The sequence below is a fragment of the Candidatus Pantoea gossypiicola genome (genome assembly GCF_008632075.1).
GTDB classification, from domain to species: domain Bacteria; phylum Pseudomonadota; class Gammaproteobacteria; order Enterobacterales; family Enterobacteriaceae; genus Pantoea; species Pantoea gossypiicola.
In genome coordinates, this window is the sequence record NZ_VWVM01000032.1 from 1 (window position 1) to 26,330 (window position 26,330).

The following is a 26,330-nucleotide window of genomic DNA, read 5'->3' on the forward strand; positions in this document are numbered from 1 at the left end:
CCAGACATTACTCACCCGTCCGCCACTCGTCACCCGAGAGCAAGCTCTCTGTGCTACCGTCCGACTTGCATGTGTTAGGCCTGCCGCCAGCGTTCAATCTGAGCCATGATCAAACTCTTCAATTTAAGTTTGATTTGCTGAAACCAGTTCAGCGATGCTCATCTGTAAAACGTCATAATGAATTTCATTATGTGTTCACTCGTGAGGCTTTGATATTTTTGTGCGTCCAAAGACGCTGATATCAATCCTGCGAGTGCCCACACAGATTGTCTGATAAATTGTTAAAGAGCAGTGCGAACAGTGCGTTAGCGTCCTGTCGCGAGGTGGCGTATATTACGCTTTCCTCCTTCAGAGTCAACCTCTTTTTCAGAAGTTTTTCTCCGGCGGGTCAGTCTCCTGAACCTCTCAACCCGTTTCCCGTTGCCGGTGTGCCGTGTCGATGGAGGCGCATTATAGGGAGTTGTCAGACAGGCGCAACCCATAAATTGCAGAAAAAAGCGCGTTCGCTGCATTCCACAGCAAAAGCCGCTGTTATACGCAGTTACACACAGCGTTATCCACATTCGCCGGGCCTGGCAAATTTAGGCGAGCATCACGCAAACGTTTTCGCTACAATGCCGGGCAATATGACGGACTCCCCTTTTAGGGGCGTTACCTGAGGTTTTTGATCTTTCCTTCTTATATAGAAGAGAAAACCGCTGTAAAACCTGATGTAACGCTCTTCTATACGCGAAACAAAGCCAAGGGATAAACCACCATGCAACAACCTCGTCCTGTACGCCGCGCCTTGCTCAGTGTCTCTGACAAAGCCGGCATCCTCGAATTTGCTCAGGCGCTCTCCAGTCGCGGTGTCGAACTGCTCTCCACAGGTGGAACCGCTCGCCTGCTGGCGGATGCGGGTCTGGCTGTCACAGAAGTCTCTGATTACACCGGTTTCCCGGAAATGATGGATGGACGCGTCAAAACCCTGCATCCGAAAGTGCATGGCGGCATTCTGGGTCGTCGCGGCCAGGATGATGCCATCATGGCGCAGCATGACATCAGCCCTATCGACATGGTGGTCGTTAATCTCTATCCCTTTGCACAGACTGTTGCCCGTGAAGGATGCTCACTGGAAGACGCAGTAGAAAACATTGATATCGGCGGTCCGACCATGGTGCGCTCTGCCGCCAAGAACCACAAAGATGTGGCCATCGTGGTCAGCAGCGGCGACTACGACGCCATCATTGCTGAAATGGATGCCCACCAGAACGGCCTGACGCTCGCCACCCGTTTCGATCTGGCGATCAAAGCGTTTGAACACACCGCCGCTTACGACGGTATGATCGCGAACTACTTTGGTAGTCTGGTGCCCGCCTATCACGGTGAACGCAATCAGCCTGCAGGTCGCTTCCCGCGTACCCTGAATCTGAACTTCATCAAGAAGCAGGATATGCGTTACGGCGAAAACAGCCACCAGCAGGCGGCCTTCTATATAGAAGAGCAGGTTGCTGAAGCCTCGGTTGCCACCGCGCAACAGGTTCAGGGCAAAGCGCTCTCCTATAACAATATCGCTGACACGGATGCTGCACTCGAGTGTGCCAAAGAGTTCAGTGACCCCGCCTGTGTCATTGTTAAACATGCTAACCCCTGTGGCGTTGCGACCGGCGACGACCTGCTGTCAGCCTATGACCGTGCTTACCAGACCGACCCTACCTCTGCGTTCGGGGGCATCATCGCCTTTAACCGCGAGCTGGATGAAGCGACAGCACAGGCCATTATCAGCCGCCAGTTCGTTGAGGTGATCATCGCGCCAGCCGTTTCCGAGGCCGCACTGAAGATTACCGCGACGAAACAGAATGTCCGTGTCCTGATCTGCGGCCAGTGGCAAAACCGCACGGCAGCGCTGGATTTCAAACGCGTCAACGGTGGCCTGCTGGTTCAGGATCGCGATCTCGGTATGGTCGATGCCAGCCAGCTGCGCGTGGTCAGCAAGCGTCAGCCATCGGAGCAGGAGCTGCGTGATGCCCTCTTCTGCTGGAAGGTCGCGAAGTTTGTTAAATCCAACGCCATTGTCTATGCGCGTGACGGGATGACGATCGGAATTGGTGCCGGCCAGATGAGCCGCGTCTACTCCGCTAAAATTGCCGGTATCAAAGCGGGCGATGAAGGACTGGAAGTGAAAGGTTCTGCCATGGCGTCAGATGCGTTCTTCCCATTCCGCGACGGTATTGATGCGGCCGCTGCGGTGGGCGTGAGCTGTGTAATTCAGCCTGGCGGCTCTATCCGCGATGAAGAGGTGATTGCGGCGGCAGATGAGCACGGCATTGCCATGATCTTTACCGATATGCGCCACTTCCGTCATTAATCGTTCCGGAGAGTAACAGATGAAAATTTTAGTGATTGGTAATGGCGGACGTGAACACGCGCTGGCCTGGAAAGCGGCACAGTCGCCGCTGGCAGAAACCGTCTTTGTTGCACCGGGTAACGCCGGTACGGCATTAGAGCCTGCGCTGCAGAATGTCGCAATCAGTGCGACCGATATCCCTGCCCTGCTGGATTTTGCCCAGCGTGAAAAGATCGATCTGACGATTGTCGGGCCGGAAGCGCCGCTGGTGATTGGCGTCGTGGATGCCTTCCGTGAAGCGGGGCTGGCTATCTTTGGTCCGACACAGGCCGCAGCACAGCTGGAAGGCTCTAAAGCCTTCACCAAAGATTTTCTGGCACGTCACCAGATTCCCAGTGCGGCGTATCAGAACTTTACCGAGGTCGAGCCGGCTCTCGCATATTTGCGTGAGAAAGGTGCGCCCATCGTTATTAAAGCCGACGGCCTGGCCGCAGGTAAAGGCGTGATTGTCGCAATGACGCAGCAGGAAGCTGAGGATGCGGTTCAGGATATGCTGGCGGGTAACGCCTTTGGCGATGCCGGACACCGCATTGTGATTGAAGAGTTTCTGGATGGCGAAGAAGCCAGCTTCATCGTGATGGTAGACGGCGAGCATGTACTGCCTATGGCCACCAGCCAGGATCATAAGCGCGTCGGCGATGGCGACACGGGTCCGAACACCGGCGGAATGGGTGCCTACTCCCCGGCTCCGGTTGTCACCGATGCGATCCACCAGCGCATCATGGATCAGGTTATCTGGCCGACGGTGCGCGGCATGGCTGCTGAAGGCAACGTTTACACCGGTTTTCTCTACGCCGGTCTGATGATCGACCACACCGGGCAGCCGAAAGTGATCGAATTTAACTGCCGCTTCGGCGATCCGGAAACGCAGCCGATCATGCTGCGCCTGCAGTCGGATCTGGTCGATCTTTGCCTGGCTGCCTGTGACGGTAAGCTGGATCAGAAAAAGTCACAATGGGATCCCCGTCCTGCGCTGGGTGTCGTACTGGCGGCAGGCGGTTATCCGGGTGATTACGCTCAGGGCGATCAGATTCATGGGCTGCCACTGGAAGAGGTTGCCGACGGCAAGGTATTCCACGCCGGAACACGTCTGGAAGAGGATCGGGTGCTGACGAACGGTGGCCGCGTGCTGTGCGTCACCGCGCTGGGTGACGATGTCGCTGCGGCACAAAAGCGGGCTTACGAGCTGACAAAGCCAATTTCATGGCAGGGCAGTTTCTGTCGCCGCGATATCGGCTACCGCGCTATTAACCGCAAATAAGCGAAGGGGGCACCTGGTGCCCCCTTTTCACTTCACATATCGTCTTCTGTCGGCTGCTGTGAGCAGTCATCCTGCTGACTGATCCGCAACAGCTGAATGCCTTCCGGCGCGTCCAGCCATGACACCATCAGCGGTGCCGATACGCTACGCTGCTGCTGTGTCAGCATCTGCACATCGTCAGCATCAAAAGCGGGCCTGACCTGCTGACCTTCACAACTCTCCAGCAGATTGTTGCCCAGCCAGTGTCCCTGTTTCAGGAATACCTGACCGCTTAACAGCGCATCGCTGAGGTTACGCATGCGCTGAGCATCAAACTTATAGAGTTCAACCGCATCCGGGCTGACCGCTTCACGCCGGCCTGCAAGCTGGCGCTGCATAAAGTTGAGACCACCCGCCTGGTCGAAGCGCAGGGTTACATCGTCAGGTTGCTTGCCCTTCACCTGGCGCTGAATGCTGATCAATGACTCTTCCAGCCAGACATAGTCAGTCACTTCACCTTCCCCGCCACTGAACGGCGTATAGAGGGTACGAATATGAACAGACTGATGGTCGCTGTTTTTGCGCCAGATTCGCACAACACCACGATCGGCAAGATAGCCACTGGCAGAAAAGGGAGGTATATCCGGAGTTGAGCTGCAACCGAAAAGAAACAGAGGGAGAAACAGAACAGATAAACGCGATAACAGCAGAGTCATGATGGCTGGCCTTTTAAAAACAAAAGGGGCGAAACGCCCCCTGTTTTAAAGCTTAACCGCAGTGCGACGTCTTACTTAACGGCGTCTTTCAGCGCTTTACCAGACACGAATGCCGGTACGTTTGCTGCAGCGATTTTGATCTCTTTGCCAGTCTGCGGGTTACGACCGGTACGCTCAGCGCGGTGGTTCACTTTAAAAGTACCAAAACCAACCAGTTGTACAGCATCACCATCTTTCAGAGACTCAGTGATCGCAGCCAGAGTAGATTCCAGCGCTGCCTTTGCCTGGGTTTTAGACAGGTCAGCTTTTTCTGCGATCACATCAATCAGTTGAGTCTTGTTCATAAGTTATCCTTAAAGTGTATTTATCGCTTGCTAAGCAACGAGTGCGAGGGAAAAGCCATATTCTGGCACTCTTCTGCCTGCACGCACCGATAGCCACAATTTTCAGCCCCCCAAATGTAGACCAGACAGGGGGCCAATGTGAAGCCTTCAGGCGCGCTAATTCGGGCCTGAAGTCACGTTTTATCGCCTTACTGCTGGAAATTTATACCAATGTTACTAATTCCCGCTTCACGCAGGTCAGATCGCAGACCTTTAATCAATTCAAGGTCGCGCTCTTCACACTCCGCCAGCAGACGGAAAATCTCCCACTGGAGGTCCCACTCATCGATGATAGCCGGGTTTTCACGCAGCTCTTCATCGGTCATTTCGCGTCCAGCCTGGGTCATCTCCAGCATAGCGACGGTAGTAATTGAGGTCTCGCTGACTTCAATAGCATGCTCAAGCGTTTCGCCGCTCAGCTGCGCATGGACAACTTCGCTTAATGCCACACAGGCATCAATAGCCGGATAAACGCCATAAACCTCAAATGCATCACCATCAGGAATAGCGGCTTCGAGCTTTTCCAGCTGACTGTCGAAGTTAATCTTCGCATCTTTGACCGTCAGGTTTTCCCAGATCAGATCAAGAATCCGGCGATAGAGTGCCGGATCGGCAAATTCAGTCTGCTCGCAGAATGCGCGATAGTTGGGATACATACGTTCGCACAGGCAGGCCATAAAAGTCAGGTGCTGCCAGCTTTCCAGCTTCGCCAGACGCAGATGAACGGGGTTCTGTAACATAAAGGTGGCTCTTATTCGTTTCTCTGGCCGCAGTGTAACTGCAAAACCGCAGCACAAACAGTGTTAAAGCGCGTTTTGCCAGCGCTGGAAAGCGGTTCGGTTAGAGGCAACCGCATCGGCCCAGCGGGTCGGTTCCGGCAACCGGTAACCGCGCGTACAGTTTTCGACCCACTGCAGCGCCGTATCCAGGCTGACACGATGACCAGTGGCGACAAACAGCGGATTACAACGCAGCTTGCTGCGCCATACCCAGCCTATCTGCTCACCTTTGTCGATCAGCGGCTGACGGCTGCCAGGCTGCGCATCCAGATCGTCAAAACGTCCGCAGAGACGACTTTTCGCAACACCGATAGTGGGCACATCGATCAGCAGGCCGAAATGCGATGCGACGCCCAGCCGTCTTGGATGCGAAATACCGTGTCCATCCACAAACAGCAGATCAGGCTTTTGCTCCAGCATCTGCCAGGCAGCCATCAGCGCCGGATATTCACGGAAGGAGAGAAAGCCCGGAATATAGGGCATGGTGGTCTCAACGCGCGCGATGCGATGCTCCACCAGTTTTAACGAGGGATATTCCAGTATCACCATCGCCGCCCGCGTGACGGTGCCGTCCTGCTCAAACCCAACGTCTGCCCCGCCAATAAAGCGGGGCGGCAGAACGTCAAAGTCATCTTCACGCACCACGTCAGCGGCGCGTTGTAACTGCTCAGCGCGAAGTGCGGCAATGTCCATCATTACTCCTGATGCCAGGGACGTGATAAACGATGCACAGCGTCAACAAAGACACCGGCATTTTCGGGCGGAACGTCCTGATGAATGCCATGCCCCAGATTAAAGACGTGACCAGTGCCTGAGCCAAAACGCTCCAGAATAGCGGCCACCTCCTGTTCGATACGTTCAGGTGCCGCATAGAGCATAGAGGGATCCATGTTGCCCTGCAGCGCAACTTTGTCGCCTACGCGACGGCGTGCATCATCAATATCGGTGGTCCAGTCGAGACCCAGCGCATCACATCCGGTGGCAGCCATCGCTTCCAGCCATTGTCCGCCGCCTTTGGTAAAGAGCGTTACCGGCACGCGGCGGCCATCGTTTTCACGCAGCAGTCCATCGACAATCTTGTGCATGTAGTGCAGGGAGAATTCGCGATAGTCACGACCGGTTAGCACGCCGCCCCAGGTATCAAAGACCATGACGGACTGCGCACCGGCGCGGATCTGAGCGTTAAGATAGAGAATGACGCTGTCGGCCAGCTTATCCAGCATCGCATGCAGCGTCGCCGGATCGGCATACATCATCTTCTTAATTTTGGTAAACGCCTTGCTGCTGCCGCCTTCCACCATGTAGGTGGCCAGCGTCCACGGACTGCCGGAGAAGCCAATCAGCGGCAGATCGCCATTCAGGTTCTTACGGATGGTGCGCACCGCATTCATCACATAGCCCAGCTCCATTTCTGGATCGGGCACCGGCAAACGCTCAACGTCAGCGCGGCAGGTCACAGGGTTAGAGAAACGGGGGCCTTCGCCGGTTTCAAAGTAGAGACCCAATCCCATCGCATCCGGAATGGTCAGGATGTCACTGAAGAGGATGGCGGCATCCAGCGGATAACGGCGCAGCGGCTGCAGGGTCACTTCACAGGCCAGCTCGGCGTTTTTACACAGCGACATGAAATCACCCGCCTGGGCGCGTGTCGCTTTGTACTCCGGCAAATAGCGCCCGGCTTGTCGCATCATCCATACCGGCGTGACATCAACTGGCTGACGTAACAGGGCACGCAAATAACGATCGTTCTTCAGTTCACTCATCTCAACACTCTCTCAATAACAGGCGTGTAGTGTAGCACTTTCACGCTTCGGCGCGGCACAGGGCGACGGTATCTTCAATCAGGCGGCGTGCCACGGTGCCTGGCGGTGGCAGTAAAGGCAGCGCATCAAAACGGAACCAGGCGGCATCCAGCAGTTCTTTGCCGTCGTGTTGCAGATCGCCGCTGTCATACTCCGCCATGAACGCTGTCATCAGCGATTGCGGGAAGGGCCACGGCTGGGAGGTCACATAACGGACATTTTTGACGCGGATATTACTCTCTTCCATCACTTCCCGGGCAACGGCCTGCTCCAGCGTCTCGCCGACCTCCACAAAACCGGCCAGCACGGTGTAGACCTTGTTGCGATGGCGGGCATGATTCGCCAGCAGGATTTCATCGCCGCGACGGATAGCCACAATGATGCAGGGCGCGATCTGCGGATAGTAACGCTCACGGCAATGGCTGCAGAGACAGGCAAATTCATGTTTGCTGTGGTGCATCTCATGTCCGCAGTAGCCGCACCAGCGATGAGAGCGGTAGAACTCCGCCAGCTGTACACCGCGACCCACCAGCTGAAACAGCTCCACATCCTGATCGATCAGCTGTCGCACGGAGAACATATCGGCGGAACGCGGCTCACAAATCAGCCAGACTTTTTCGCCCTGCCATTCACCAATGGTCCGGGCCTTACTGCCGGTTAAACCGAATTTTTCGGCGTTTCCGTGGGGTAAATCACCTTGTGGCAACCAAAGTTTCTGTTCATGGCTGACAATCCACCATCCAGCGTCTACGCTTGAGATTTCGCATTGCATTTATTTCGTCATCCTTAGCGTCAACTCGCACGCTGAAGCCCTGATGTTAAGTGTGTAGATAAACAACTATAACTCACATGGAGTTAGATATGCTTAACCAGTTAGACGTCCTGGCTGAACGCGTAGGTGGCAGTAATGAACTGGTCGATTCGTGGCTTGAAGCGCGTCGCCAGCTACTGGTGACCTATTATCACCTGGTCGGTCTTAAACCTAAAAAAGAGGCGCTGACGCGTCTTGATGAGCAGGCACTCGACAACTTCTGTCACGGCCTGGTCGACTATCTTTCTGCCGGCCACTTCAGTATCTATGAGCGCGTGATCAGTGAAATGAGTGGCGACAGCCCGATGATCGCCGCCGCGCAGCTTTACCCTCCGCTGGAGGCAAACACTGAGCGTCTGATGCAGCTGTATGACGGTCACCTGCAGCAGGCGATTGACGATGAGAACTGCATGACCTTCCAGCAGGCTCTCTCTGAAGTGGGCGAAGTGCTGGAATCACGCTTTACGCTGGAAGATAAGCTGATCCAGCTAGCCTGGGATAATCAGCTTGCTACGCCGCCAGTGGCGAATGACAGCCATATCGCCCGCCCGGCTTAATGGTTAACGACGGCAAAGGGCTTGAGATTATCCCGTAGCCCTTTTATGCTGAACAGGTTCTGAGGAACAAACGCTAAAGAAATTTTTCTTATTTATGCGTTGAAATATAGGGTTTTTACGCCAGCGTCTGTTATCAGACACGCGCGTGAAAACCGCTTCTTGTCGGAGTGCCCAGCTGGGCTGAGACCGTTAATTCGGGATCCGCGGAACCTGACCAGGTTAGAACCTGCGTAGGGAACAAGAGTAAAACTTCTCTGTATGCCAGCATGCCTGTGCTGTCTGTACGGTTACTCCTTCCGAACTCCGGACAAGCATCGTTCCCCCTTAACAGGAAGATTGCTATGTCTGACCCAAAAATGTCCCGTCGTGAACAGCGTGCCCAGGCGCAGGAATTTATTAATTCCCTGCAAAGCGGCAGTGCTTTTCCCCAGTCCCGTCGCATCTGGATTACCGGCAGCCGGGAAGATATTCGCGTGCCCATGCGTGAAATCACCCTAAGCCCGACCCATATCGGCGGCAGCAAAGAACAGCCTCTCTATGAGCAAAATGAAGCGGTGCCGGTCTATGATACGGCAGGTGCGTATGGCGATCCCGCGGCACAGATTGATGTGCATCGCGGTCTGGAAAAGCTGCGCGCACACTGGATTGCTGAACGCGACGACAGTGAGCTTCTCGAACAGAACAGCTCGGGCTATACCCAGCAGCGGCTGGCTGACGAGGGGCTGGATCACCTGCGCTTCGATCACCTGCCAACACCGCGCCGCGCCCGTGCAGGCCGCCGTGTCACGCAACTGCACTATGCCCGTCAGGGCATGATTACCCCGGAGATGGAGTTCATCGCCCTGCGGGAAAACATGGGCCGTGAGCGAATCCGCAGTGAGGTGCTGCTGCAACAGCATCCGGGGCACAGTTTTGACGCACATCTGCCAGCCGATATCACACCCGAGTTTGTCCGTCAGGAGGTCGCTGCCGGACGCGCCATTATCCCTGCCAATATTAATCACCCTGAATCGGAACCGATGATCATTGGCCGCAACTTCCTGGTTAAGGTCAACGCCAATATCGGTAACTCGGCAGTTACCTCTTCTATCGAGGAAGAAGTGGAAAAGCTGGTCTGGTCGACTCGCTGGGGTGCCGACACGGTGATGGATCTCTCAACCGGCCGTTATATTCATGAAACGCGCGAATGGATTTTGCGCAACAGCCCGGTGCCCATTGGTACCGTGCCGATCTATCAGGCGCTGGAAAAAGTGAATGGCGTGGCCGAGGCGCTGAACTGGGAAATATTCCGGGACACGCTACTGGAGCAGGCGGAACAGGGCGTCGATTACTTCACTATCCACGCGGGCGTTCTGCTGCGTTATGTTCCGATGACGGCGAAACGTCTCACCGGTATTGTGTCTCGGGGTGGATCGATCATGGCCAAATGGTGCCTGTCCCACCATCAGGAGAGCTTCCTGTATCAGCACTTCCGTGAGATTTGTGAAATCTGCGCCGCTTACGATGTCTCCCTGTCGCTGGGCGATGGCCTTCGTCCGGGTTCGATTCAGGATGCCAACGACGAGGCGCAGTTTGCCGAACTGCGAACCCTGGGTGAACTGACGCGTATTGCCTGGGAGTATGACGTTCAGGTGATGATTGAAGGTCCGGGCCACGTCCCGATGCATATGATCCGCCGTAATATGACCGAACAGCTCGACCTGTGCGATGAAGCCCCCTTCTACACGCTTGGCCCGCTGACCACTGACATCGCGCCCGGCTACGACCACTTCACCTCGGGTATCGGTGCCGCCATGATTGGCTGGTTTGGTTGCGCCATGCTTTGCTACGTCACGCCCAAAGAGCATCTGGGTCTGCCAAATAAAGAGGATGTGAAGCAGGGATTGATCACCTACAAAATCGCGGCGCATGCTGCCGATCTGGCCAAAGGCCACCCCGGTGCGCAGATCCGTGATAACGCTATGTCCAAAGCGCGCTTTGAATTCCGCTGGGAAGATCAGTTTAACCTGGCGCTGGATCCCCATACGGCCAGGGCTATGCATGATGAAACCCTGCCGCAGGAGTCGGGCAAGGTGGCCCATTTCTGCTCAATGTGCGGCCCCAAATTCTGCTCAATGAAAATTTCCCAGGAGGTGCGCGAATTTGCGGCACGCCAGGATGCCCGTGCCGAGCCGGTTGAAGTAGGCATGGCACAGATGTCAGATCGTTTCCGCAGCCGCGGTGGTGAGCTCTATCACCCCGCCGATGCCATTAAGGAGGAGTAACGATGCCCGCATTTCCCGCTACCGTCCCGCGTCTGGGACTTTATCCGGTGGTTGATAGCCCCGAGTGGATCGAACGCCTGCTTGAAATGGGCGTTCGCACGCTGCAGTTGCGCATCAAAGATCAGCCCGATGAGGTCGCCGAACCTGCCATTGCTCAGGCGATTGCGCTGGGTAAACGCTACGACGCGCGTTTATTTATCAATGACTACTGGCAACTGGCCATTAAACATCAGGCTTATGGCGTGCATCTCGGTCAGGAGGATCTGGACGTGGCCGATCTTGCCCGCATTCATCAGGCAGGATTACGACTGGGACTCTCTACCCATGACGATGCGGAACGGGATCGCGCTCTGGCAATCCAGCCCTCTTACATCGCCCTTGGGCATATTTTTCCGACGCAGACTAAAGAAATGCCTTCTGCACCGCAGGGTATTGAGCAGCTGACGCGGCATCTTACCCATCTGTCGCATATTCCCACCGTGGCGATTGGCGGTATTTCGATTGCGCGCGCACCCGAGGTGCTGGCCACCGGTGTGGGCAGTATTGCGGTGGTGAGTGCAATTACTCAGGCAGATGACTGGCGTGCAGCAACGCGCACCCTTCTGGCACTGTCAGGACCAGGCGATTAAGCATTTATGGAACCTGCCGCGCATATTGGCTGCAAAATCGGTAACGCCAGCCTTATTCCGGGAAAGTGCCGCGCAAAGGTGCATGTTGCCGCTGGCGTGATGTGATTCAAAACTTTAACGTGGCATCCGTCAGGTTAAGGTTATCTGACCAGGGCCGGTTCCCTCCTCTTGCCGGCCCTGCTTCTTCTCTTCCCTACGCGAGCGTAGAGGCTGAAGTCTGGGTTTCATGCTGGCACGAGAGCATGGCGCGCTCGACTGCAGCACCCACCAGCGCAAGCGCCCGTTCCGTCTGATCGTTGATCGGCAGCCCGTAGTTCAAACGCAAACAGTTACGGTATTTACCCGATGCTGAAAAAAGTGAGCCCACGGCAATCTGAATTTTTGACTCGCGCAGTTCACGGTTAAGACGGACCGCATCAAACGCTTCGGGAAGTTCTATCCACATCAGAAAACCGCCCTGAGGACGTGAAACGCAGATGCCGCAGGGAAAATAGTGGCGTACCCAGCAGCTAAAGGTTTCATAGTTGCGATGGTAGAGTTGCCGCATCCGGCGCAGATGAGGCTGATAATGGCCCTGACGGATAAACTCGGAGACTGCATGCTGAGGCTGCGTAGCGGTGGAGCCGGTGACAATATATTTCATGTGCAGCACGCGGTCACGGTAGCGGCCTGGAGCAACCCAGCCAACGCGTAAACCTGGCGCCAGCGTTTTCGAAAAGGAGCTGCACAGCAGCACCCGACCATCAAGATCCAGCGCTTTGATGGTGGGCGGGCGCGGATATTCCCAGGCTAACTCACCATAGACATCATCTTCAATCACTGCCGCGTCAAACCGCTGCGCCAGCGCCAGCAAAGCCCGCTTACGCGGCTCAGGCATGATAAATCCCAGCGGATTATTGCAGTTCGGCACAACAACAACCGCTTTAATCGGCCATTGATCAAAGGCCAGCTCCAGCGCTTCCAGACTGATGCCGGTGACTGCATCGGTCGGGATCTCAATGGCCCGAATGCCAAAGCCGCGCAGGGTCTGCATGATGCCGTGAAATGACGGGGACTCTACGGCTATGATATCCCCCGGCTCGCAGACTGCACGTACGGCGACTGATAACGCTTCATGGCAGCCGGTGGTAATCACAATGTCATCCGCGGTGAGCTGGCAGCCGCTGTCTATCGCCAGGCGCGCAACCTGTTGCCGCAAAGCGAGGACACCATAGAGGTTGTCATAATTCAGCAGCGCTATTTCCTGCTTCTGCGCCTGGCGGCTGAACGCTTTCCACAGTGGCTTAAGCGTCGGCTGGGTCAAATCGGGCATGCCACTGCCCAGCTGCAAAACATCATCTTCCAGACGGCTGTTAATCAGCTCCAGTACCGCATCCCACTGCGTCACCTCAACCGGCCGCTGCGCGGGACGGGTCAGTGCCGGGATCGGTGGCGTTGCTTTGCGTGACGCCACAAAATAGCCGGATCGCGACTGCGGCGTAATCATCTGCTTCTCTTCCAGCAGATGATAAGCCTGCTGCACCGTACTGATACTGACGCCATGCTCGGTACTCAGACTGCGTACTGAAGGCAGGCGCTCACCGCTGCGATATAAGCCTTGTTCAATACGCTGAGCCAGCAGCGTAGCCAGATGTTCATATCGGGTCATTGTATCTCCACAGGCTCAGAGGTTGAGCAGTAACCAGTACAGTTCAGCCTCTTTTTTACCATTCAGATCGTCATGACAGCAATCTGTATGTTAAATAAAAGTGATTTTTGCGTCTGTATCGTACAGAGCGATCCACTGAAAATGGTCCTCAGATACTTCACTGAGGGCACTATCATGGGATATGACGAGAATCGCGCAGCTAAACCATTTACAGGCACGCCTTACCACCTGGTTCGTTACCTGTGGCGCAGTTACAAACGCTGGCAGCTGCGGCGTGAGACGCGCCTCATCCTGTCGAAGTTAAGCGACAGTCAGCTGAAAGATATCGGTATCAGCCGCAGTGACTGGAATAGCTGAGTCTGAGACAAAAAAAACCCTGCCGAGGCAGGGTTTTTATCAGGTAAAGGACGATTAATCGTCTTTATTGCCGCCGAGACCGGCGTTCAACAGTTCAGCCAGGCTGGCTGAGGCTTCATCCGCAGTCACCTGCGGTACAGCCGGAACTTCACCTGCCGCTTTGCGGCGCATGCGATCCTGATGGTACGCATAACCGGTACCGGCCGGGATCAGACGACCCACGATCACGTTCTCTTTCAGGCCGCGCAGTTCGTCACGCTTGCCTGCTACTGCTGCTTCGGTCAGGACACGTGTGGTCTCCTGGAACGAGGCTGCAGAGATGAACGATTCGGTAGCCAGTGATGCTTTGGTAATACCCAGCAGGTCACGCATGAAGGTTGCGCCAACTTTTCCGTTCGCTTCCAGATCACGGTTAGAGATCTTGATGCGAGAGAATTCAGCCTGCTCACCTTCCAGGAAGTCGGTGCTTCCTGCGCTCACGATGGTCGCTTTACGCAGCATCTGACGAACGATGACTTCGATGTGCTTATCGTTAATCTTAACGCCCTGCAGACGATAAACTTCCTGCACTTCGTTAGTGATGTAACGGGTCACCGCATGCACGCCACGCAAGCGCAGGATGTCATGTGGAGACTCTGGGCCATCGGAAACCACGTCACCGCGCTCAACACGTTCACCTTCGAACACGTTCAGCTGACGCCATTTCGGAATCATCTCTTCGTATGGCTCACTACCATCCAGCGGTGTGATGACCAGACGACGTTTACCTTTGGTCTCTTTACCGAAGGAGATGATGCCGCTGATCTCCGCCAGGATAGCAGGCTCTTTCGGACGACGCGCTTCGAACAGGTCAGCAACGCGTGGCAGACCACCGGTAATATCCTTGGTACCGCCAGATTCCTGCGGAACACGCGCTAACGTGTCACCGGCACTGATCTTAACGCCATCTTCCAGCTGAACAATCGCTTTACCTGGCAGGAAGTACTGAGCCGGCATGTCGGTACCCGGGATCAGAACATCGTTGCCATTGGCATCAACAATTTTCAGCGCAGGACGCAGATCTTTACCGCCTGACGTACGTTCAGCACTGTCCAGAACCACCAGCGAAGAAAGACCGGTTAAGTCATCTGTCTGACGGGTAATCGTCTGACCATCAACCATATCCGTGAAGCGAATGAAACCGCCTACTTCAGTGATGACTGGCATGGTATGCGGATCCCAGTTTGCGACGGTTTCGCCCGCTGCAACCTGCTCACCATCACCTTTCGCCATGGTAGAACCGTAAGGAACCTTATAGCTCTCTTTGGTACGACCAAATTCGTCGATCATTTTCAGTTCGACGTTACGCGAGGTGATCACCAGCTTACCTGCCGAGTTCGTTACCGACTTGGCGTTGGTCAGCTTGATGGTACCTTTGTTCTTCACCTGAATGCTGGATTCAGCAGCCGCACGTGATGCCGCACCACCGATGTGGAACGTACGCATCGTCAGCTGTGTACCTGGCTCACCGATGGACTGTGCCGCAATAACACCGATCGCTTCACCTTTGTTGATGATGTGACCACGTGCCAGGTCGCGACCGTAGCAATGCGCACACACACCAAAATCGGTTTCACAACCTACTACCGAGCGGACTTTCAGGCTGTCGACTGAGTTCAGTTCCAGCACGTCACACCAGTGCTCATCGAGCAGCGTGTTGCGTGGAACCAGAATATCAGCCGTGCCCGGCTTCAGAACGTCTTCAGCAGTCACACGACCCAGTACACGTTCACGCAGTGGCTCTTTAACATCGCCACCTTCGATGACCGGGGTCATCATGATGCCTTCGTGCGTACCACAGTCATCTTCGGTCACAACCAGATCCTGGGCAACGTCAACCAGACGACGCGTCAGATAACCGGAGTTCGCGGTTTTCAATGCGGTATCCGCAAGACCTTTACGCGCACCGTGGGTTGAGATGAAGTACTGGAGTACGTTCAGACCTTCACGGAAGTTCGCGGTAATCGGCGTCTCGATGATGGAGCCATCTGGCTTCGCCATCAGACCACGCATACCGGCCAGCTGACGAATCTGTGCAGCAGAACCACGCGCACCGGAGTCGGCCATCATAAAGATGCTGTTAAAGGAAACCTGTTTCTCTTCTTCGCCGTCACGGTTAATCACGGTCTCAGTAGAGAGGTTTTCCATCATCGCCTTGGCAACACGTTCGTTGGCTGCGGCCCAGATATCGATGACTTTGTTATAACGTTCGCCTGCGGTTACCAGACCAGACTGGAACTGTTCCTGGATCTCGGCCACTTCCGCTTCCGCTTCGGTGATGATTTCCACTTTCTTCTCTGGAATAACCATGTCGTCGATACCGACTGACGCGCCTGAACGGGCAGCATAAGCGAAACCGGTGTACATGGTCTGGTCAGCAAAGATAACGGTCGGCTTCAGGCCCAGAATGCGGTAACAGGTGTTCAGCATTTTGGAGATAGCTTTTTTACCCAGCGCCTGGTTCACGATGGAGTAAGGCAGACCTTTCGGCACGATCATCCACAGGATGGCACGGCCAATCGTGGTATCGATGATGCTGGTTTTAGCAACCCACTCATCCTGCTCATTCTTCTCATGTTCGGTGATACGCACCTTAACGCGAGCGTGCAGTGAGGCCAGGCCAGCGCGATAAACACGCTCAGCTTCTTTCGGGCCAGTCAGCACCATGCCTTCGCCTTTGGCGTTAACACAGTCACGGGTCATGTAATACAGACCCAGTACAACGTCCTGAGAAGGAACGATGATTGGCTCGCCGTTCGCAGGTGACAGGATGTTGTTGGTCGACATCATCAGCGCACGTGCTTCCAGCTGGGCTTCCAGCGTCAGCGGTACGTGAACAGCCATCTGGTCACCATCGAAGTCGGCGTTATAAGCCGCACAAACCAGCGGGTGCAGCTGGATCGCTTTACCTTCGATCAGAACCGGTTCAAAGGCCTGAATACCCAGACGGTGCAGCGTAGGCGCACGGTTCAGCAGAACCGGGTGCTCACGGATCACTTCGTCGAGGATGTCCCAGACAACCGCTTCTTCGCGCTCAACCATTTTCTTCGCGGCTTTGATGGTGGTGGCCAGGCCACGCAGTTCCAGCTTGCCGTAGATAAACGGTTTGAACAGTTCGAGTGCCATTTTCTTCGGCAGACCGCACTGATGCAGACGCAGGTATGGACCCACGGTGATAACCGAACGACCAGAATAGTCGACACGTTTACCCAGCAGGTTCTGACGGAAACGACCCTGCTTACCTTTAATCATGTCAGCCAGCGATTTCAGCGGACGCTTGTTGGAACCGGTGATCGCACGACCACGACGACCGTTGTCCAGCAGTGCATCGACCGCTTCCTGCAACATACGCTTTTCGTTGCGCACGATGATATCTGGCGCAGCCAGATCCAGCAGGCGCTTCAGACGGTTGTTACGGTTAATCACGCGACGATACAGATCGTTAAGGTCCGACGTTGCAAAACGACCACCATCCAGCGGTACCAGCGGACGCAGATCCGGTGGCAGAACAGGCAGCACGGTCAGGATCATCCACTCTGGTTTGTTGCCAGACTGAACGAACGCTTCCAGCAGCTTGATGCGCTTAGTCAGTTTTTTACGTTTGGTTTCGGAGTTGGTTTCGTTCAGCTCTTCACGCAGCTGCTCGCACTCCTGCTCCAGATCCATGTTTTTCAACAGGGCCTGGATCGCTTCGGCACCCATTTTGGCGTCGAACTCGTCACCGAACTCTTCCAGAGCGTCAAGGTACTGCTCTTCAGTCAGGATCTGACGCTTCTCGAGGTTGGTCATGCCACCTTCGATTACCACGTAAGATTCAAAGTAGAGCACGCGCTCGATGTCACGCAGTGGCATATCCAGCAGTAAGCCGATACGCGATGGCAGTGACTTCAGGAACCAGATGTGCGCAGTCGGCGACGCCAGTTCGATGTGGCCCATACGCTCACGGCGTACTTTAGTCTGGGTCACTTCAACGCCGCACTTCTCACAAATCACACCACGGTGTTTCAGGCGCTTGTACTTGCCACACAGGCACTCATAGTCTTTTACCGGCCCGAAGATACGGGCACAGAACAGACCATCGCGCTCTGGCTTAAAAGTACGGTAGTTAATGGTTTCTGGCTTTTTCACTTCACCAAAAGACCAGGAACGGATCATGTCTGGCGAAGCCAGCGCAATTTTGATCGCATCAAACTCTTCGGTCTTAGTTTGCGCTTTCAGAAACTTAAGTAAGTCTTTCACGGATTAGCTCCCGTCGGAGTGAGACTCAGGGGGCGTCCAACCGAAATTGAACGCCCCGTAACCAGTACAATTGCGAGCGCTTTAAACCCTGCGCTTTCAGGCGGCGGCAAGCCGCATGAAAAGGGGTTACTCGTCTTCCAGCTCGATGTTGATACCCAGCGAGCGAATCTCTTTCAACAGTACGTTGAAGGATTCCGGCATGCCCGGTTCCATCTGATGGTTACCGTCAACGATGTTTTTATACATCTTGGTACGGCCGTTGACGTCATCAGACTTAACGGTAAGCATTTCCTGCAGGGTATACGCGGCACCGTATGCTTCCAGTGCCCACACTTCCATCTCACCAAAGCGCTGACCACCGAACTGCGCCTTACCACCCAGCGGCTGCTGAGTAACCAGGCTGTAGGAACCGGTGGAACGTGCATGCATCTTGTCATCAACCAGGTGGTTAAGTTTCAGCATGTACATGTAGCCAACCGTTACCTGACGTTCGAACTGCTCACCGGTACGGCCGTCAAACAGGGTAATCTGACCGGAAGAAGGCAGGCCGCCGAGCTGCAGCAGCTCTTTGATCTCGCTCTCTTTCGCGCCATCAAACACCGGTGTGGCGATTGGCATACCTTTCTTCAGGTTCTCAGCCAGACGCAGTACTTCGTCATCGGAGAAGGTATTCAGATCAACTCGTTGACGCAGATCGGTACCCAGGTCATAGGCGCGCTGAATGAATTCGCGCAGTTTCGCGACTTCTTCCTGCTTCTTCAGCATGGCGTTAATTTTCTCGCCGATACCTTTTGCTGCCATCCCCAGATGCGTTTCCAGAATCTGACCGATGTTCATACGCGATGGTACGCCCAGCGGGTTCAGAACGATGTCAACCGGTGTACCGTTTTCATCGTAAGGCATATCTTCGATCGGGTTGATCTTGGAGATAACACCTTTGTTACCGTGACGGCCTGCCATTTTGTCACCCGGCTGAATCTGACGCTTAACAGCCAGATAAACCTTAACGATTTTCAGCACGCCTGGTGCCAGATCATCGCCCTGGGTGATCTTACGACGCTTACCTTCGAGTTTTTTCTCAAACTCGTGCTTCAGTTCGTCGTACTGCTCTGCCAGCTGCTCCAGCTGGTTTTGCTTGGCTTCGTCAGTCAGACCCAGTTCAAGCCAGCGCTCGCGCGGCAGCTTGTCCAGTTTGTCTGCTTCAACGCCACCCGAAATCAGTACGTTCTGGATACGGCTGAACAGACCCGCTTCCAGGATCTGCAGTTCTTCAGACAGGTCTTTTTTGGCCTGCTTCAGCTGCATCTCTTCGATTTCCAGCGCACGTTTGTCTTTTTCCACGCCATCGCGGGTAAAGACCTGAACGTCAATCACGGTACCTGACACGCCATTCGGCACGCGCAGTGACGAATCTTTCACGTCAGAGGCTTTTTCACCGAAGATAGCGCGCAGCAGTTTTTCTTCTGGCGTCAGCTGGGTTTCACCTTTAGGCGTTACCTTACCAACCAGAATGTCGCCACCGGTTACTTCAGCACCGATGTAGACGATGCCTGACTCATCCAGTTTAGAGAGTGCAGCTTCACCCACGTTCGGGATATCAGCGGTAATCTCTTCCGGCCCCAGTTTGGTGTCACGCGACACGCAAGCCAGTTCCTGGATGTGGATGGTGGTAAAGCGATCTTCCTGAACCACACGCTCGGAGACCAGGATGGAGTCTTCGAAGTTGTAACCGTTCCACGGCATGAACGCGACACGCATGTTCTGGCCCAGCGCCAGTTCACCCAGATCGGTGGACGGACCATCTGCCAGCACGTCGCCGCGCTCAACCGGCTCACCCAGAGAGACACATGGCATCTGGTTGATGCAGGTATTCTGGTTTGAACGGGTATATTTGGTCAGGTTATAGATGTCGATACCGGCTTCGCCCGCGTACATCTCATCTTCGTTAACTTTGATAACGATACGTGATGCATCAACATACTGTACGGTACCACCACGTTTGGCTACGGCAGTGACACCGGAGTCAACGGCAACAGCACGTTCCATACCGGTACCAACCAGCGGCTTATCTGCACGCAGAGTCGGAACGGCCTGACGTTGCATGTTCGCACCCATCAGAGCACGGTTGGCGTCATCGTGTTCCAGGAACGGGATCAGGGATGCACCGACAGAAACCACCTGCTGGGTGGAAACGTCCATGTAGTCAACCTGATCGCGGCTGAACAGACTCGATTCGCCTTTGCTACGGCAGGTAACCAGGTCATCAACAAACGCGCCGTTTTCATCGAGCGGGGCGTTCGCCTGAGCGATAACGTAGTTACCCTCTTCAATAGCAGAGAGGTAGTGGATCTCGTCAGAAACCAGACCGTCGATAACACGACGATAAGGCGTCTCAAGGAAACCATACTCATTGGTCTGTGCATAAACAGACAAGGAGTTGATCAGACCGATGTTCGGACCTTCAGGGGTTTCGATTGGGCAGACACGACCGTAGTGCGTTGGGTGTACGTCACGCACTTCGAAGCCGGCACGCTCACGTGTCAAACCACCCGGGCCAAGTGCAGAGATACGACGTTTGTGCGTAATCTCTGACAGCGGGTTGTTCTGATCCATAAACTGTGAAAGCTGGCTTGAACCGAAGAACTCTTTCACCGCAGCCGAAATCGGCTTCGCGTTGATCATGTCCTGTGGCATCAGCGTATCGAGGTCGCCCAGAGAGAGACGCTCTTTAACCGCACGCTCAACACGTACCAGGCCGACACGGAACTGGTTCTCAGCCATTTCACCGACTGAACGAATACGACGGTTTCCGAGGTGGTCGATATCGTCCACTTCGCCTTTACCATTACGGATGTCGATCAGTTTTTTCATCACTTCGATGATGTCTTCTTTGCTCAGGATGCCTGAACCTTCGATTTCATCACGCAGCAGTGAACGGTTGAACTTCATACGGCCGACGGCAGAGAGATCATAACGATCTTCAGAGAAGAACAGATTCTCGAACAGGTTCTCTGCAGCTTCACGCGTTGGCGGCTCACCGGGACGCATCATGCGGTAGATCTCAACCAGTGCGCTCAGGCGATCGCTGGTTGGGTCAACACGCAGGGTCTCGGACATATAAGGACCGTGGTCCAGATCGTTGGTGAACAGCGTTTCGATGCGTTTGTGACCCGACTGGCTCAGTTTGGCCAGCAGATCCAGTGACAGCTCCATGTTCGCTGCAACAATCAGCTCACCGGTGCTCTCATCGATGTAGTCTTTAGCAACCACTTTGCCCGCGATATATTCAACCGGAACTTCGATGTGCTGAATGCCATCTTTTTCCAGCTGACGAATATGGCGCGCAGTAATACGGCGGCCTTTTTCGACGTAGACGGTGCCGTTCGCTTCAATATCGAAGGTCGCAGTTTCACCGCGCAGGCGCTCAGGCACCAGCTCCATCTGCAGCTTGTTATCGCGAATTTCAAACACCACTTTCTCGAAGAAGAGATCGAGGATCTGAGGTGTTGTGAACTGCAACGCACGCAGGATGATAGTGGCCGGCAGCTTACGACGACGGTCAATACGGACAAACAGGTTATCTTTCGGGTCAAACTCAAAGTCGAGCCATGAACCGCGGTAAGGGATGATACGTGCGTTGTACAGCACTTTACCCGATGAGTGGGTTTTACCCTTATCGCTATCAAAGAACACGCCAGGACTACGGTGCAGCTGAGAAACGATAACGCGCTCGGTACCATTGATAACAAAGGTACCGTTGTCGGTCATGAGCGGAATTTCGCCCATGTAGACTTCTTGTTCTTTAATGTCTTTTACGGTGCCTTCTGGCGCTTCGCGCTCATAGATCACCAGACGCAGTTTCACGCGCAGCGGTGCCGAATAGGTCACTCCACGGATCTGACACTCTTTCACGTCAAAGACAGGTTCGCCCAGGCGATAGCTCACATACTGCAACTCAGAGTTGCCGCTGTAGCTCGCAATAGGGAATACAGAGCGGAAGGCAGCTTCCAGCCCGTACTGACCTTCTGGATCTTGCTCGATAAACTTCTGGAACGAGTCGAGCTGGATGGAAAGGAGATAAGGTATGTCCAGTACTTGCGGACGTTTACCAAAATCCTTACGAATACGTTTTTTCTCGGTATAGGAGTAAACCATAGGGTTCCTCAGCTAGCTGACAAGTCGACCCACGCTGTCCGTCCTGACAGGACAGTTCATGCAACACGATTTTGTTTGATTCACTGGCTGCGCGGCAGCAGTGCAATACCTCTTTCTATCACGCTTAAATCATTTCATCGCTTTTGTGAAGGCAGGGAACCCGCACAGGAAAGCGGTATATTAAGTCGTCGATAGAGAAAGATATTGAAGAGTAGCAATGGACAAACAGTGTGAAACCCCATTGAGACCCTGTAGCGCAAAAAGGCTGGTGACCAAAAAGTCACCAGCCATCAGTCTGAAACTACTCAGACTGCAACCCGAAGGTTGTCTTACTTAACTTCAACTTCAGCGCCAGCTTCTTTCAGAGCAGCTTCAAGTGCAGCTGCGTCATCTTTGCTGATGCCTTCTTTGATTACGCCAGTTGCTTCAACCAGATCTTTGGCTTCTTTCAGGCCCAGACCAGTTGCAGTACGTACGGCTTTGATGACGGCTACTTTGTTCGCGCCAACAGCTTTCAGTACGACGTCGAATTCAGTTTTTTCTTCAACAGCTTCAGCCGGGCCCGCAGCAACAGCTACAGCAGCAGCAGCAGAAACGCCGAATTTTTCTTCCATAGCAGAAACCAGCTCAACAACTTCCATTACGGACATCGCTGCAACAGCTTCCAGAATTTGGTCTTTAGTGATAGACATGACAATTGTTCCTAAGAATCAGAAAAAGTTTATACGTAAGCAGGTACGAAGAAAAGAATAAGGCCTTAAGCCGCTTCTTTTGCATCGCGTACAGCAGCCAGAGTGCGGACCAGTTTGCCGGCAGCGGCTTCTTTCATGGTCGACATCAGACGTGCCAGTGCTTCTTCGTAGGTCGGCAGCGTTGCCAGACGGTCAATATTGGCCGCCGTGATCAGCTCACCTTCAAAGGCTGCAGCTTTGACCTCAAATTTTGCATTCGCTTTCGCGAAATCTTTGAACAAACGAGCAGCAGCGCCCGGGTGTTCCATAGAATATGCAATCAGGGTCGGACCAACAAACGTGTCTTTCAGGCACTCAAACTGAGTACCTTCAACGACGCGGCGCAGCAGGGTGTTACGAACAACACGCATGTAAACGCCAGCTTCACGGCCTGCTTTACGCAGTTCGGTCATTTTATCAACGGTAACGCCACGGGAATCCGCAACAACCGCTGAAAGCGCACCTTTGGCTACTTCGCTGACTTCAGCAACAATCGCTTGTTTGTCTTGAAGATTTAATGCCATTAGCTTTTGCTCCTGGATTTGACCGGGAAAGGATTTCCCCGGAACTCACTTCACTTACTCACCCCGAGGGGTAATAAGCGCTCGAACACGGTGAGCAGAATCCAGCTAAGAAAAAATTCTTTTGGTTCTGTCACCGTCTACGCAGGGTATTAAGCGGACTATCCGGAGATAGACAGCTCCTGCGGTCTTGGACGGAGGCCAGGATAAGGCCTGGCTCCAACCTAAATTCTGTGTGACGCAGCAGAGTAAGAGGGAAGGCGTTAAACGCCGTTGCCGCATCTGACTCTCTGGTGTCCTGTTCTGCTAATAACAGAACAACGGGCGTAAGATTCTAGGTGAATTTTTCGCCCGTTTCAAGCAGCAATTAGTTTGCTGTTGCGTTCAGACCAGCCTGGTCAACGGCAACGCCGGCACCCATGGTGGTTGAAAGGCTGACTTTCTTGATGTACACGCCTTTCGCCTGAGAGGGTTTCGCTTTTTTCAGCGCAACCAGCAGAGATTCCAGGTTTTCTTTCAGTTTGTCAGCGTCAAAGTCCACTTTACCGATGGTAGTGTGGATGATGCCGTTTTTGTCGTTACGATAACGAACCTGACCTGCTTTAGCGTTCTTAACCGCTTCAGCAACGTTAGGGGTTACAGTACCCACTTTCGGGTTTGGCATCAGGCCACGTGGACCCAGAATCTGGCCCAGCTGGCCAACAACGCGCATTGCATCCGGAGAAGCAATAACAACGTCAAAATTCATTTCGCCTTTCTTGATCTGCTCAGCCAGGTCTTCCATACCAACCAGCTCTGCGCCAGCAGCTTTTGCCGCTTCAGCGTTTGCGCCCTGGGTGAAGACAGCAACACGTACTGAACGACCAGTACCGTGTGGCAGAACGGTCGCGCCGCGTACGTTCTGATCAGATTTACGTGCATCAATGCCGAGGTTGACAGCAACGTCAACGCTTTCAACGAACTTAGCAGTCGCCAGTTCTTTCAGCAGAGCAACAGCTTCAGCAATGTCATACTGCTTGGTCGCGTCAACTTTGTCGCGAATTACGGTCATGCGCTTGGTCAGCTTAGCCATTTCTTAGTCCTCTACTACCAGGCCCATGGAACGAGCAGTACCTTCGATTGAGCGAGTCATCGCTTCAACGTCAGAACCAGTCATGTCCGCAGCTTTGGTTTCTGCGATTTCACGTACCTGAGCACGAGTCACTTTACCGACTTTATCTTTGTTCGGCTTACCAGAACCTGACTTGATGCCCGCTGCTTTTTTCAGCAGTACGGCAGCCGGAGGGGTTTTGGTGATAAAGGTAAATGAACGGTCGCTGTATACGGTGATAACAACAGGAGTCGGCAGACCTTTTTCCAGAGATTCGGTCTTAGCGTTGAACGCTTTACAGAATTCCATGATGTTAACACCCTGCTGACCCAGAGCTGGACCAACCGGTGGACTTGGGTTCGCCATACCAGCTGCAACCTGCAGCTTGACGTAGGCTTGGACTTTCTTAGCCATGATATTTCCTCAATTGGGTTATAGCGCCTGCAAAGGCTCCCCGTGATAACGATTCATACGCCGTTGCCAGCGCATAAAAACAAAAGGCGCGAAATTGTAGTTAAATTTCGCGCCTGCTGCAACAGCTAATTTGTGAGCGGAAAGAGGTTAACCTTTCTCCACCTGACCGAAGTCGAGCTCAACCGGGGTTGCACGACCAAAGATGGAAACGGATACCGTCAGGCGGCTCTTCTCGTAATCCACATCTTCAACCACACCGTTAAAGTCAGCGAACGGGCCGTCGTTAACACGAACCATTTCGCCTGGTTCAAACAGTGTTTTAGGACGAGGCTTATCGCCGACCTGCTGCAGTCGGTTCATGATCGCATCAACTTCTTTATCGCTGATAGGTGCCGGACGGTCAGATGTCCCGCCGATGAAACCCATTACGCGTGGGACACTGCGTACTAAATGCCAGCTGGCGTCATTCATCACCATCTGAACCAGTACATATCCCGGGAAAAACTTGCGCTCGCTCTTACGACGCTGGCCACCACGAATTTCAACGACTTCTTCAGTCGGAACCATGACGTCGCCAAACAGCTCTTCCATGTTGTGCAATTTGATATGCTCGCGCAGCGACTGTGCTACGCGGCCTTCAAAACCGGAAAACGCCTGTACGACGTACCAGCGTTTCTTTGGAGCTTCAGACATCTCAGAACCTCAGGCCAGTGATAAACGATACCAGACGGACCAGAATACCATCCAGCCCCCACAAAATCAGTGACATCACGGCAGTAACCGCGGCAACGATTAACGTGGTGTGCAGCGTTTCCTGGCGGGTTGGCCAGATAACCTTACGCATTTCTGTTCTTGCTTCACGAGCAAAAGCCACGGTCGCTTTGCCTTTGGTCGTTAAAAGCGCAATGCCGCCAGCCGCTGCGATCAGTACAACTACGGCTAATGCACGCAGTGGCAGTGACACATCACGATAGAGGTAGTTACCTACAATCGCTGCAAGCAGCAGTAATACGACTACTACCCACTTTACCGCTTCCAGGCCACGCCCGCTCCCTTGAGCTTCGGTATTCGCACTCATAAACCAACCTGCCACAATAATTCAGAAACTATTCTGCCCCGCAGTGCGAGGCGTCCAAACCGAATGAGCTTTTGGGGCGTAACTCGGTATCCAACGCCGCATAACAGAGCCTGTCTCAGCAATGATTATGATTCAAAAAATCACTGATGAGCCAGGTTCTATGAAACAGCGTGCAAAAAGGGCATCAAATGATGCCCTTTCCGTGTGCATTGCGTCAAACGTTATCGGTAATTATGCGATAACTTTAGCAACAACACCCGCGCCAACGGTACGACCACCTTCGCGGATTGCGAAGCGCAGACCTTCGTCCATTGCGATTGGGTGGATCAGGGTAACAACCATTTTGATGTTGTCGCCTGGCATGACCATTTCAACGCCTTCTGGCAGCTCTACTGAACCGGTCACGTCAGTGGTACGGAAGTAGAACTGTGGACGGTAGCCCTTGAAGAACGGAGTATGGCGGCCACCTTCGTCTTTAGACAGAACGTAAA

22 protein-coding genes, 1 rRNA gene and 1 riboswitch are annotated in these 26,330 nt (G+C 54.0%); of the genes, 6 read left to right on the plus strand and 17 right to left on the minus strand.

Annotated features, from left to right (window positions below; translation table 11 throughout):
* A 16S ribosomal RNA gene (locus F3I20_RS22870) occupies nucleotides 1-125 on the minus strand; the annotation flags it as partial.
* A 632-nt stretch (nucleotides 126-757) separates the two neighbouring features.
* Here F3I20_RS22870 and purH point away from each other — a divergent pair.
* Complete coding sequence (gene purH, locus F3I20_RS22880; protein WP_150038671.1) at nucleotides 758-2,347, plus strand: bifunctional phosphoribosylaminoimidazolecarboxamide formyltransferase/IMP cyclohydrolase; 1,590 nt, start codon at nucleotides 758-760, stop codon at nucleotides 2,345-2,347.
* A 19-nt stretch (nucleotides 2,348-2,366) separates the two neighbouring features.
* Entirely contained in the window at nucleotides 2,367-3,647 is a 1,281-nt protein-coding gene (gene purD, locus F3I20_RS22885; RefSeq protein WP_150015855.1) for a phosphoribosylamine--glycine ligase, read from the plus strand.
* Between the two features lie 32 nt (nucleotides 3,648-3,679).
* Here purD and F3I20_RS22890 read toward each other — a convergent pair whose 3' ends face one another.
* From F3I20_RS22890 to nudC, 6 genes are all read right to left on the minus strand, one after another.
* A complete protein-coding gene (locus tag F3I20_RS22890) occupies nucleotides 3,680-4,342 on the minus strand; it encodes a DUF1481 domain-containing protein (RefSeq protein ID WP_150015854.1) in 663 nt (220 codons plus the stop codon).
* Between the two features lie 71 nt (nucleotides 4,343-4,413).
* Nucleotides 4,414-4,686, minus strand: coding sequence for a nucleoid-associated protein HU-alpha (gene hupA / locus F3I20_RS22895; RefSeq protein WP_003850136.1), 273 nt, complete (start codon nucleotides 4,684-4,686; stop codon nucleotides 4,414-4,416).
* A gap of 188 nt (nucleotides 4,687-4,874) precedes the next feature.
* Complete coding sequence (locus tag F3I20_RS22900) at nucleotides 4,875-5,465, minus strand: YjaG family protein (RefSeq protein ID WP_013359744.1); 591 nt, start codon at nucleotides 5,463-5,465, stop codon at nucleotides 4,875-4,877.
* Between the two features lie 63 nt (nucleotides 5,466-5,528).
* Nucleotides 5,529-6,197, minus strand: coding sequence for a deoxyribonuclease V (gene nfi / locus F3I20_RS22905; RefSeq protein WP_150015858.1), 669 nt, complete (start codon nucleotides 6,195-6,197; stop codon nucleotides 5,529-5,531).
* Nucleotides 6,198-6,199: 2 nt separating this feature from the next.
* On the minus strand, nucleotides 6,200-7,267 hold the full coding sequence (gene hemE, locus F3I20_RS22910; RefSeq protein WP_150015853.1) for a uroporphyrinogen decarboxylase: 1,068 nt from the start codon (nucleotides 7,265-7,267) through the stop codon (nucleotides 6,200-6,202).
* 40 nt (nucleotides 7,268-7,307) lie between these two features.
* Complete coding sequence (gene nudC / locus F3I20_RS22915; RefSeq protein WP_150015852.1) at nucleotides 7,308-8,078, minus strand: NAD(+) diphosphatase; 771 nt, start codon at nucleotides 8,076-8,078, stop codon at nucleotides 7,308-7,310.
* Between the two features lie 89 nt (nucleotides 8,079-8,167).
* On the opposite strand from nudC, the gene rsd reads away from it, so the two are divergent.
* The 3 genes from rsd to thiE all read left to right on the plus strand — a co-directional run bounded on the left by rsd (nucleotide 8,168) and on the right by thiE (nucleotide 11,567).
* On the plus strand, nucleotides 8,168-8,674 hold the full coding sequence (gene rsd / locus F3I20_RS22920; protein ID WP_150015851.1) for a sigma D regulator: 507 nt from the start codon (nucleotides 8,168-8,170) through the stop codon (nucleotides 8,672-8,674).
* A gap of 153 nt (nucleotides 8,675-8,827) precedes the next feature.
* Nucleotides 8,828-8,928, plus strand: a riboswitch (TPP riboswitch).
* Nucleotides 8,929-9,015: 87 nt separating this feature from the next.
* The gene (thiC, locus tag F3I20_RS22925) at nucleotides 9,016-10,938 is read left to right on the plus strand and encodes a phosphomethylpyrimidine synthase ThiC (RefSeq protein WP_150015850.1); all 1,923 of its coding nucleotides are present in this window, start codon (nucleotides 9,016-9,018) and stop codon (nucleotides 10,936-10,938) included.
* A 2-nt stretch (nucleotides 10,939-10,940) separates the two neighbouring features.
* Complete coding sequence (gene thiE / locus F3I20_RS22930; RefSeq protein ID WP_150015849.1) at nucleotides 10,941-11,567, plus strand: thiamine phosphate synthase; 627 nt, start codon at nucleotides 10,941-10,943, stop codon at nucleotides 11,565-11,567.
* A 193-nt stretch (nucleotides 11,568-11,760) separates the two neighbouring features.
* Here the strand turns inward: thiE and F3I20_RS22935 are convergent, their stop codons facing one another.
* Nucleotides 11,761-13,215, minus strand: a complete 1,455-nt coding sequence (locus tag F3I20_RS22935; RefSeq protein WP_150015848.1) for an aminotransferase-like domain-containing protein — start codon at nucleotides 13,213-13,215, stop codon at nucleotides 11,761-11,763.
* Nucleotides 13,216-13,389: 174 nt separating this feature from the next.
* On the opposite strand from F3I20_RS22935, the gene F3I20_RS22940 reads away from it, so the two are divergent.
* Nucleotides 13,390-13,572: a DUF1127 domain-containing protein gene (locus tag F3I20_RS22940; RefSeq protein ID WP_110331175.1), complete on the plus strand. Its 183-nt coding sequence runs from the start codon at nucleotides 13,390-13,392 to the stop codon at nucleotides 13,570-13,572.
* Nucleotides 13,573-13,626: 54 nt separating this feature from the next.
* Here F3I20_RS22940 and rpoC read toward each other — a convergent pair whose 3' ends face one another.
* The 9 genes from rpoC to F3I20_RS22990 form a co-directional block, all read right to left on the minus strand.
* Nucleotides 13,627-17,850, minus strand: a complete 4,224-nt coding sequence (rpoC, locus tag F3I20_RS22945) for a DNA-directed RNA polymerase subunit beta' (protein ID WP_150015847.1) — start codon at nucleotides 17,848-17,850, stop codon at nucleotides 13,627-13,629.
* Nucleotides 17,851-17,976: 126 nt separating this feature from the next.
* Nucleotides 17,977-22,005, minus strand: coding sequence for a DNA-directed RNA polymerase subunit beta (rpoB, locus tag F3I20_RS22950; RefSeq protein ID WP_150015846.1), 4,029 nt, complete (start codon nucleotides 22,003-22,005; stop codon nucleotides 17,977-17,979).
* A gap of 329 nt (nucleotides 22,006-22,334) precedes the next feature.
* Nucleotides 22,335-22,697 carry a 50S ribosomal protein L7/L12 gene (gene rplL, locus F3I20_RS22955; RefSeq protein ID WP_009092660.1) on the minus strand — a complete coding sequence of 121 codons (363 nt, stop codon included), beginning with the start codon at nucleotides 22,695-22,697 and terminating at the stop codon, nucleotides 22,335-22,337.
* Nucleotides 22,698-22,762: 65 nt separating this feature from the next.
* On the minus strand, nucleotides 22,763-23,260 hold the full coding sequence (gene rplJ / locus F3I20_RS22960; protein WP_003848098.1) for a 50S ribosomal protein L10: 498 nt from the start codon (nucleotides 23,258-23,260) through the stop codon (nucleotides 22,763-22,765).
* A gap of 364 nt (nucleotides 23,261-23,624) precedes the next feature.
* The gene (gene rplA, locus F3I20_RS22965; RefSeq protein ID WP_009092662.1) at nucleotides 23,625-24,329 is read right to left on the minus strand and encodes a 50S ribosomal protein L1; all 705 of its coding nucleotides are present in this window, start codon (nucleotides 24,327-24,329) and stop codon (nucleotides 23,625-23,627) included.
* Between the two features lie 3 nt (nucleotides 24,330-24,332).
* Nucleotides 24,333-24,761, minus strand: a complete 429-nt coding sequence (gene rplK, locus F3I20_RS22970; RefSeq protein ID WP_006121495.1) for a 50S ribosomal protein L11 — start codon at nucleotides 24,759-24,761, stop codon at nucleotides 24,333-24,335.
* A 147-nt stretch (nucleotides 24,762-24,908) separates the two neighbouring features.
* Nucleotides 24,909-25,454, minus strand: coding sequence for a transcription termination/antitermination protein NusG (gene nusG, locus F3I20_RS22975; RefSeq protein ID WP_003848088.1), 546 nt, complete (start codon nucleotides 25,452-25,454; stop codon nucleotides 24,909-24,911).
* 1 nt (nucleotide 25,455) lies between these two features.
* Nucleotides 25,456-25,839, minus strand: a complete 384-nt coding sequence (gene secE, locus F3I20_RS22980) for a preprotein translocase subunit SecE (protein ID WP_008927141.1) — start codon at nucleotides 25,837-25,839, stop codon at nucleotides 25,456-25,458.
* A gap of 231 nt (nucleotides 25,840-26,070) precedes the next feature.
* Nucleotides 26,071-26,330, minus strand: a 260-nt coding sequence (locus tag F3I20_RS22990; protein WP_482812004.1) for an EF-Tu C-terminal domain-related protein, incomplete at its 5' end; no start/stop codon positions are given.